This is a genomic window from Kineococcus indalonis, from assembly GCF_009906395.1.
Classification (GTDB): domain Bacteria; phylum Actinomycetota; class Actinomycetes; order Actinomycetales; family Kineococcaceae; genus Kineococcus; species Kineococcus indalonis.
This window is the reverse complement of record NZ_JAAALM010000138.1, coordinates 1-8441: the sequence shown is the minus strand read 5'-3', so window position 1 is coordinate 8441 and position 8441 is coordinate 1. Positions and strand designations below refer to the sequence as shown.

The window sequence follows — 8441 nt, the reverse complement described above, 5'->3', positions numbered from 1 at the left end:
GGTGCTGCCGCCGCCGGGGCCGCTCACCGGCGTCTCGCGGCCCCGGCGGCGGCAGCACCGACTGGCGCGCCCTCGCCGAGCGCGGGCCGGCCACCGCCGTGCTGTCCGGCACCGTCGTCACCTGGGCCTCCGCGACCGCCTGCGCCCTCGTGGGCGTCGCGCCGGGCCGGCTCGCGGGGCGCGACGCCCTGGAGCTGCTGCGCTCCGCGGACCGCTCGCGGGCGCGGCGCGCGCTGGAGGTGGTCCGGCGCCGCCCGGAGGCCGCGCGCACCCCGCTGCGGGTGCGCCTGAGCAGCTCGCGCAGCCGGCGGCTGGAGGTGTCGGTGCAGCCCCTGGGCGGCGGGCGCCTGCTCGTCGCGGCCTGGGACGTCACCGCGCGCGCGCGCCGCGAGCGCGAGCTGCGGCACCGCGCGGGTCACGACGGGCTGACGGGCCTGCCCAACAGGGCGCTGCTGGCCGACCGCTGGGAGAGCAGCCGCGCCCGCGCCCGCCCCGGCGCCCCCGGCGCGCCCGGCCGGGGCGCCTTCGTGCTGGTGTGCGACGTCGACGGGCTCAAGGAGGTCAACGACGTGCACGGCCACGCCGCCGGCGACCGGGTGCTGCAGGAGGTGGCGCGCGCCCTGAGCGCGCACGTGCGCCCCGGCGACACGGTGGCGCGCACCGGCGGCGACGAGTTCGTCGTCCTCGTCGAGCAGGCCCGCGCCGAGGACGTCGAGCGGCTGGCCGACCGCCTGCGCGAGGGCGCGGCGCCGGGGGCCGGCGCGCGGCTGTCGGTGGGCTGGGCGGCGGACTCCCCCTCCCGCTCCCCGTCGTCCGTGCTGGCCGAGGCCGACGCGCGCATGTACGCCGACAAGCGCGCCGCGCGCTCGGTGCGGGGGGCGGGCGTGCCCGCGCCCCGCACCGAGCCGCACGACCCCGCCGACCCGCTCAGCGGCGTGGAGCGGTGAGCTCGCGCACCTGCGCGTAGCGCTCGCGCACGGCCGGCTGCGGGTCCGCCTCGAACGTCTCCACGGCCCCGCCCAGCGACCACTCCGGCGGCTCCGCCCCGCCGGCGAGCACCCAGGCCGCCTGCCGCGCCGCGCCGTCGGCCACGTACTCCCCCGGCGGGGGCACCGCGACCGGGCGCCCCAGCACCGCCGGGGCCAGGCGGCGCACCGCCTCGGAGCGGGCGCCGCCGCCGACCAGCAGCACCCGGTGCACCGGCACGCCCTGCGCGACGAGGGCGTCCAGGCCGTCGGCGAGCCCGCACAGCAGCCCCTCCACGGCCGCGCGGGCCAGGTGGGCGGGGGTGGAGGTCTCCAGCGTCAGCCCGTGCAGGGCGCCGGTGGCGTCGGGGCGCACCGGGGTGCGCTCGCCCTCCAGGTAGGGCACCAGCACCAGCCCGCCGGCGCCGGGCGGGGCGCTGAGCGCCAGCCGGGACAGCTCGGCGTGGTCCACGCCGAGCAGGCGGGCGGCGGCGTCCAGCACGCGGGCGGCGTTGAGCGTGCACACCAGCGGCAGGTGCCGGCCGGTGGCGTCGGCGAAGCCGGCCACGGCGCCGGTGGGGTCGTGGGTGGCGACGTCGCTGACGGCGCTGACCACGCCGGAGGTGCCGATGGAGACCACGACGTCGCCGGGGCGGGCGCCCACGCCCAGCGCGGCGGCCATGTTGTCGCCGGTGCCCGGGCCCAGCACCGCCCCGCGGCTGAGCCGCACCGCGCTGCGCCCGGCCTCCTCGGCCGGGCCCAGCACGCGCGGCAGCCGCGGCCGGGCGCCGAAGGCGCGCTCGAGCAGGTCGGGGCGGTACTCGCCGGTGGCGGCGGAGTAGTAGCCGGTGCCGCTGGCGTCGCCGCGGTCGGTGACCAGCTCGGCCCCGGCGGCGGCGCCGCCGGCCAGGCGGTGGGTCAGCCAGTCGTGCGGCAGGCACACGGCGGCGGTGCGGGCGGCCGCCTCCGGCTCGTGCTCGGCCACCCAGCGCAGCTTGGTGACGGTCAGCGAGGCCACCAGGACGCTGCCGACCTGCTCGGCCCAGGCGCGCTCGCCGCCCAGCTCGGCGGTGAGGTCCTGCGCGGCGCCGGCGGAGCGGCCGTCGTTCCACAGCAGCGCCGGGCGCACCACCGCGCCGCCCTCGTCGAGCAGGACGGAGCCGTGCTGCTGGGCGCCCACGGCGAGGGCGTCGACGTCGGCCAGGCCGCCGGCGTCGGCGGCGGCGGCCTCCAGCGCCTCCCACCAGCGCCGGGGGTCGACCTCGGTGCCCTCCGGGTGCGCGGCGCGCCCGGAGCGCACCGGGCGGCCGGTGGCGGCCTCCCGCACGACGACCTTGCAGGACTGCGTCGAGGAGTCGATGCCCGCCACGAGGGGGCTGCGCTGCGCCATGGGGGCCATGCAACACCACGCACCGCAGCGGCCGGCGTCCCCGGGCTCCCCCGTCCGGGCGCGCGGTGCGCCGACCGGGATGCCGGAAGGTCTGGCGAGCCTGTACGGTTGGCACCACGGAGAGATGACAGCTACTCCGGGGCCCTCTCAGCGGCCCCGGCCGACGCGCGAGGGGGTCGACGCCATGGGGCGCGGCCGTCAGAAGGCCAAGCAGACCAAGGTCGCTCGGCAGCTGAAGTACTTCAGTCCTCAGACTGACTACAACGCGCTGCAACGCGAGCTGCACGGTCCTGACCCGTTCCGTCCGACCACCGGGCGTTCCGACGCCACGGAGGCACCGGAGCCGGACGAGGACGAGGTGGAAGAGGACACCGAGGACTGGTCTCGCTACTCCGCCACGGACGACTACGAGGACTGGGCGACCAAGCGTCGCGCCTGACCTCGCGTCCCGGGCAGCCCCCGGGTGCGCAGCACCCGGAGGTCGTCCACCCGGCGCCCCCACGGGCCGGGGACGAGCCCGCACCACCAGCAGGACGCACCACCAGCAGGACGCAGGCACGGGGGCGTGGCACCGCCCCGGGGACCGCTCACCAGCCCTGGTGAGACCCCTGGAGCAGTGCGACGCCCCCTGCCACGCCCTTGCCGTTGCTGTCCCCGTCGTCGTCCCGGCGCGCGCGCACGCCGCCGCACACCCACGCGGGGATGCCCGCGGACTCCACCGAGGCCACCACGGCGTCCGCGGACCCCGGGGCCACCACCGCGATCATGCCCACGCCCAGGTTCAGGGTGCGCTCGAGGTCGTCCGCGGGCACCCGCCCCAGGTCGCGCACCAGCGAGAACACCGCGCCGGGGGTCCAGGTGGCCCGGTCGACCTCGGCGGTGACGTGCGTGGGCAGGCAGCGCGCGAGGTTGGCGGCCAGCCCGCCGCCGGTGACGTGGCTCATGGCGTGCACGCCGCCGGTGGCCAGGGTGGCCAGCGCGGGGCGGGCGTAGATGCGGGTGGGTTCCAGCAGCTCCTCGCCCAGGGTGCGGCCGAACTCCGCCACGTGCCGGTCGTAGGCCCAGCCGGCGTCGGCGAACACGCGGCGCACCAGCGAGTAGCCGTTGGAGTGCAGGCCCGAGGAGGCCATGGCCACCAGCACGTCGCCCTCGCGCACGCGCTCGGCGCCGAGCAGCTCGTCCGCCTCGACGACCCCGGTGACCGCGCCGGCCACGTCGTACTCGTCGGGGCCCAGCAGGCCCGGGTGCTCGGCGGTCTCGCCGCCGACGAGGGCCACGCCGGCCTCCTCGCACGCGCGGGCGATGCCGGCGACGATCCCGGCCATGCGCTCGGGCACCACGCGGCCGCAGGCGACGTAGTCGGTCATGAACAGCGGCGTGGCGCCGCACACGACGACGTCGTCGACGACCATGCCGACGAGGTCGGCGCCGATGGTGTCGTGCTTGTCCACGGCCTGCGCCACGGCGACCTTGGTGCCCACGCCGTCGGTGCTGGTGGCCAGCAGCGGGCGGCGGTAGCCCTTCAGGGCGCTGACGTCGTACAGGCCGGCGAAACCGCCGAAGCCGCCGACGACGTCGGGGCCGTGGGTGCGGGCGACGGAGGCCTTCATCAGCTCGACGGCGCGGTCGCCGGCGACGACGTCGACGCCGGCGGAGGCGTAGGTGGTGCCGGTCACCGGCGGGCTCCCGAGTGGTGCGCGTGCGAGGGCACGGGGGTGATGGGCAGCAGCGCCTTGTCCATGGCGTGGTCGCCCAGGCGCTGCAGGTCGGGCACGGGCACCGGGTAGGTGCCGGTGAAGCAGGCCGTGCACAGCCGCTCGGCGGGCTGGTCGGTGGCCGCGATCATGCCCTCGTCGGAGATGTAGCCGAGGGAGTCCGCGCCGATGCTGCGGCGCACCTCGTCCACGCCGAGGCCGGTGGCGATGAGCTCGGCGCGGGTGGCGAAGTCGATGCCGTAGAAGCAGGGCCAGCGCACCGGCGGGGAGGAGATGCGCACGTGGACCTCGGCGGCGCCGGCCTCGCGCAGCATGCGGATCAGGGCCCGCTGGGTGTTGCCGCGCACGATGGAGTCGTCGACCACGATCAGCCGCTTGCCCTGCACGACGTGCTTGAGCGGGTTGAGCTTCAGGCGGATGCCGAGCTGGCGGATCGTCTGGCTGGGCTGGATGAAGGTGCGCCCCACGTAGGAGTTCTTCACCAGGCCCTGCCCGTAGGGGATGCCGGACTCCTCGGCGTAGCCGATGGCCGCGGGGGTGCCGGACTCCGGGGTGGGGATGACGAGGTCGGCCTCGACGGGGTGCTCGCGGGCCAGGGTGCGGCCCATCTCGACGCGGGCCTCCTGCACGACCTTGCCGCTGATGGTGGTGTCGGGGCGGGCGAGGTAGACGTACTCGAAGACGCAGCCCTTGGGCCTGGCCTCGGCGAAGCGGCTGCTGCGCAGGCCGTCGGCGTCGATGGCGATGAGCTCGCCGGGCTCGACCTCGCGCACGGCGCTGGCCCCGACGATGTCCAGGGCGGCGGTCTCGGAGGCGACGACCCAGCCGCGCTCGAGGCGGCCGAGCACGAGCGGGCGGATGCCCTGCGGGTCGCGCGCGGCGTACAGGGTGCGCTCGTCCATGAAGACGAGGCTGAAGGCGCCCTCGACGTGCGGGAGCACCTCCAGGGCCGTGGCCTCCAGCGTGTGGTCGGGGTCCCCGGCGAACAGCGCGGTGATCAGCGCGGTGTCGGTGGTGTTGCCGCGGGCGATCTCACCGCCGGAGCCGGGGCGCGCGCCGGCGCGCTCGGGGTAGCGCTCGGCGATGAGCTCGCGCAGGCGGAAGGCGTTGGTGAGGTTGCCGTTGTGGGCCAGGGCGACGGTGCCGCCGGCGGTGGCGCCGAGGGTGGGCTGGGCGTTCTGCCAGCCCGCTCCGCCGGCGGTGGAGTAGCGGGTGTGGCCGACGGCGATGTGCCCCTGCAGGGACTCCAGGGCGGCCTCGTCGAAGACCTGCGGGACGAGCCCGGTGTCCTTGAAGACGAGGATCTGCTCGCCGTTGCTGACGGCGATGCCGGCGGCCTCCTGCCCCCGGTGCTGCAGGGCGTACAGGCCGTAGAAGGTGAGCTTGGAGACTTCCTCGCCGGGGGCCCAGACCCCGAAGACGCCGCAGGCGTCCTGGGGGCCCTTCTCACCGGGCATGAGGTCGTGGTTCAGACGTCCGTCACCGCGGGCCACGCCCCGAGTGTGGCACACCCCTGCCAGGGCGACGCAGTCGTGCTCGCCCGCGCGGGCTCAGCGGCGCCCGGCGCGCCGGGGCCGCCCGCTGGCGCGGTCGACCAGGACGGCCACCAGGCCGCCCAGCAGGGCGCCCACGACGCCCAGGACGACGAACAGGTACCCGAACAGGGCTCGCTGGGAGTACCCGCCGCTGGGCGGGGTGAGCACGGCGACGACCGCGGCGGCGAGGAGGGCGACGACGACGCCGGCGAGCACGAAGGCGCGGTAGCGCGGGGCGCGCCGGCGCGTGACCTGCACCAGGCGGGTGCGCCCCTGCTCCCCGCGCTGGTCGGCGGGCTGGTCGGCGGGCCCGGCGGCGGCGCTCGCGGCGGGCTGCCCGGCGGGCTCGGCGGGGTGCTGGGGGTCCCGGGCTGCCGGCTCCTGCTCGCTCACCCCCGCCACGGTACGCGGCCCGCTCACGCGCCCGTCCCGGCCACCGGCAGCAGCTCGCCGAGGTCGGCGCGCTCGCCGCTGGCGCGCACCCGCCCGGCCGCGCGCGCCTGCGCGAACGCCAGGCGGCCGGTGGCCAGCTCCAGCCACGTCAGCGCGTCGGTCTCCACCACCGCCGGCGGGGTGCCGCGGGTGTGCCGCGGGCCGGCGACCACCTGCACGGCGGCGAAGGGCGGCACCCGCACCTCCACGCTGCCGCCGGGGTGGCGCGCGGCGAGCTCCTCGAGGGTGTAGCGCACGGCGGCGGCCAGGTCCGGGCGCGCGGGGGCGCTGCCGGCGTCCAGGGACTCCAGCGCGGCGCGCAGCGCGGCGCGGCCCTGCGCGGGGTCGGTGCGGCGGCGGGGTGGCACCGGCCCACCGTGCCACCGCCGCCGCGCCCGCGCACCGGCGCCCCGGGTCGCGCTCAGCACTCGGGGACGTTGACCCCCACCGCCGCCGGTGCGCCCCGGGCGCCCACCACGGTCAGGGCCAGGCCGCCGCGGGAGGTCTCCTTGTACTCCGCGCGCATGTGCGCGCCGGTGGCGCGCATCGTGCGCAGGGCGGTGTCGAGGCTGACGACGTGGGTGCCGTCGCCGCGCAGCGCGGTGCGGGCGGCGTGGATGGCGGTGGTGGCGCCCACGGCGTTGCGCTCGATGCAGGGGATCTGCACGAGGCCGCCGACGGGGTCGCAGGTCAGGCCCAGGTGGTGCTCGACCGCGATCTCGGCGGCGTTCTCCACCTGCTCGGGGGTGCCGCCGAGGACCTCGGCGAGCCCGGCGGCGGCCATGGCGCTGGCGGAGCCGACCTCCCCCTGGCAGCCGACCTCGGCGCCGGAGATGGAACCGGTCTCCTTCAGGACGGTGCCGACGCCGCCGGCGGCGAGCAGGAAGCGGATCGTGCCGGCGTCGTCGGCGCCGGGCACGAAGCGGCGGTGGAAGTGCGCGACGGCGGGCACGATGCCTGCGGCGCCGTTGGTGGGGGCGGTGACGACGCGCCCGCCGGCGGCGTTCTCCTCGTTGACGGCCAGGGCGAACAGGCTCACCCAGTCCATGGCGTGCAGGACGTCGCGGTGGGCGCCGCCCTCCTCGGCCAGCAGCTGCCGGTGCAGGCGCGGGGCGCGGCGGCGCACGCCCAGCCCGCCGGGCAGCACGCCGTCGGTGGCCAGGCCGCGGCGCACGCAGGCGGCCATGGCCTCGAACACCGCCAGCAGCCCGGCGTCGACCTCGGCGGGGGTGCGGCGGTGCTCCTCGTTGCGGCGCACCAGGTCCGCCACGCCCAGGCCGGTGCGCCGGCACTGCTCGAGCAGCTCGTCGCCGGTGCGGAAGGGGTGCGGGACGTCGTGCTCCCCCGCGCCCCGCTGCCCCGCGCCGCCGGCGGCGTCCAGGGCGGCGTCCAGGGGGTCCTCGCGCACGAAGCCGCCGCCGACGGAGTAGGAGGTGCGCCGCGCCAGGACGCCGCCGGCGGCGTCCAGGGCGGTGAAGACCATGCCGTTGGGGTGCGCCGGCAGCGCCTCGGGCAGCAGCCGCACGTCGGCGGCCGCGTCGAAGGGCACCGGGTGCCGGCCCAGCAGGGGCAGCTCGCGGCGGTCGGCGACCTGCTGCAGCAGGGCGGGCACGGCGTCGGGGTCGACGTCCTCGGGGCGCTGGCCGCTCAGGCCCAGGACGACGGCGCGGTCGGAGCCGTGGCCGCGGCCGGTGGCGCCCAGGGACCCGTGCAGGTCCACCCGCACGCCCGCGACGCGCTCCAGGGCCCCGCCCGCGGCCAGCTCCTGCGCGAAGCGCAGCGCGGCGCGCATGGGCCCGACGGTGTGCGAGCTGGAGGGGCCGATGCCGATGGAGAACATGTCGAAGACGCTGAGCGCCACGGGGCTCACCGCGCCCGTCGGTAGAAGGGCAGCTCGACCACCTCGGCGGCCTCGGCGCGCCCGCGCACGTCGACGGCCAGGGCGGTGCCCACCCGCGCCAGGTCCGCCTCGACGTAGGCCATGGCCACCGGGTGCCCCAGGGTCGGCGAGAGCGCGCCGCTGGTGACGGTGCCCACGGCCCGGCCCTCGTGCAGCACGGGGTAGCCCTCGCGCCCGGCGCGCCGGCCGCTGCCGCGCAGGCCGACCAGGGCGCGCTCGGGGGTGCGCTGCGCCAGGCGCTCCAGGGCGGCGCGGCCGGTGAAGCCCTCGGGCTTGTCGAGCTTGACGACGCGGCCGAGGCCGGCGGTGTAGGGGTCCACGTCGCGGGTCAGCTCGTGCCCGTACAGCGGCATCCCGGCCTCCAGGCGCAGGGTGTCGCGGCAGGCCAGCCCGCAGGGCACGGCGTCGTGGGCGCGCCCGGCGCTCAGCAGCGCCTCCCAGGCGGCGGGGGCGTGCTCGACGGGCAGGACCACCTCGAAGCCGTCCTCGCCGGTGTAGCCGGTG

The 8441-nt window shown here is 78.0% G+C and carries 9 protein-coding genes; 2 read left to right on the top strand and 7 right to left on the bottom strand.

The window, feature by feature from the left end:
* Positions 1-947, top strand: a 947-nt coding sequence (locus tag GTR00_RS09060; RefSeq protein ID WP_166611300.1) for a GGDEF domain-containing protein, incomplete at its 5' end; no start/stop codon positions are given.
* Here GTR00_RS09060 and xylB read toward each other — a convergent pair.
* Positions 928-2355 (bottom strand): xylulokinase, encoded by a 1428-nt coding sequence (gene xylB, locus GTR00_RS09055; protein WP_166611299.1) that lies wholly within the window; start codon positions 2353-2355, stop codon positions 928-930. The genes GTR00_RS09060 and xylB overlap by 20 nt on opposite strands.
* A gap of 184 nt (positions 2356-2539) precedes the next feature.
* Here xylB and GTR00_RS09050 point away from each other — a divergent pair, with 184 nt between their 5' ends.
* On the top strand, positions 2540-2794 hold the full coding sequence (locus tag GTR00_RS09050) for a DUF3073 domain-containing protein (protein ID WP_166611298.1): 255 nt from the start codon (positions 2540-2542) through the stop codon (positions 2792-2794).
* A gap of 148 nt (positions 2795-2942) precedes the next feature.
* Here the strand turns inward: GTR00_RS09050 and purM are convergent, their stop codons facing one another.
* The 6 genes from purM to GTR00_RS09020 all read right to left on the bottom strand — a co-directional run.
* Positions 2943-4031: a phosphoribosylformylglycinamidine cyclo-ligase gene (gene purM / locus GTR00_RS09045; protein ID WP_166611297.1), complete on the bottom strand. Its 1089-nt coding sequence runs from the start codon at positions 4029-4031 to the stop codon at positions 2943-2945.
* Positions 4028-5563 (bottom strand): amidophosphoribosyltransferase, encoded by a 1536-nt coding sequence (gene purF, locus GTR00_RS09040; RefSeq protein WP_166611296.1) that lies wholly within the window; start codon positions 5561-5563, stop codon positions 4028-4030. The genes purM and purF overlap by 4 nt, the downstream gene beginning before the upstream one ends.
* Positions 5564-5620: 57 nt before the next feature.
* Entirely contained in the window at positions 5621-5998 is a 378-nt protein-coding gene (locus GTR00_RS09035; protein ID WP_166611295.1) for a hypothetical protein, read from the bottom strand.
* A gap of 23 nt (positions 5999-6021) precedes the next feature.
* Positions 6022-6405, bottom strand: a complete 384-nt coding sequence (locus tag GTR00_RS09030; protein ID WP_166611294.1) for a sterol carrier family protein — start codon at positions 6403-6405, stop codon at positions 6022-6024.
* Positions 6406-6458: 53 nt separating this feature from the next.
* On the bottom strand, positions 6459-7898 hold the full coding sequence (locus GTR00_RS09025; protein WP_166611301.1) for an L-serine ammonia-lyase: 1440 nt from the start codon (positions 7896-7898) through the stop codon (positions 6459-6461).
* Between the two features lie 5 nt (positions 7899-7903).
* The coding region (locus tag GTR00_RS09020; protein ID WP_276610081.1) for a glycine cleavage T C-terminal barrel domain-containing protein at positions 7904-8441 on the bottom strand (538 nt) is incomplete at its 5' end.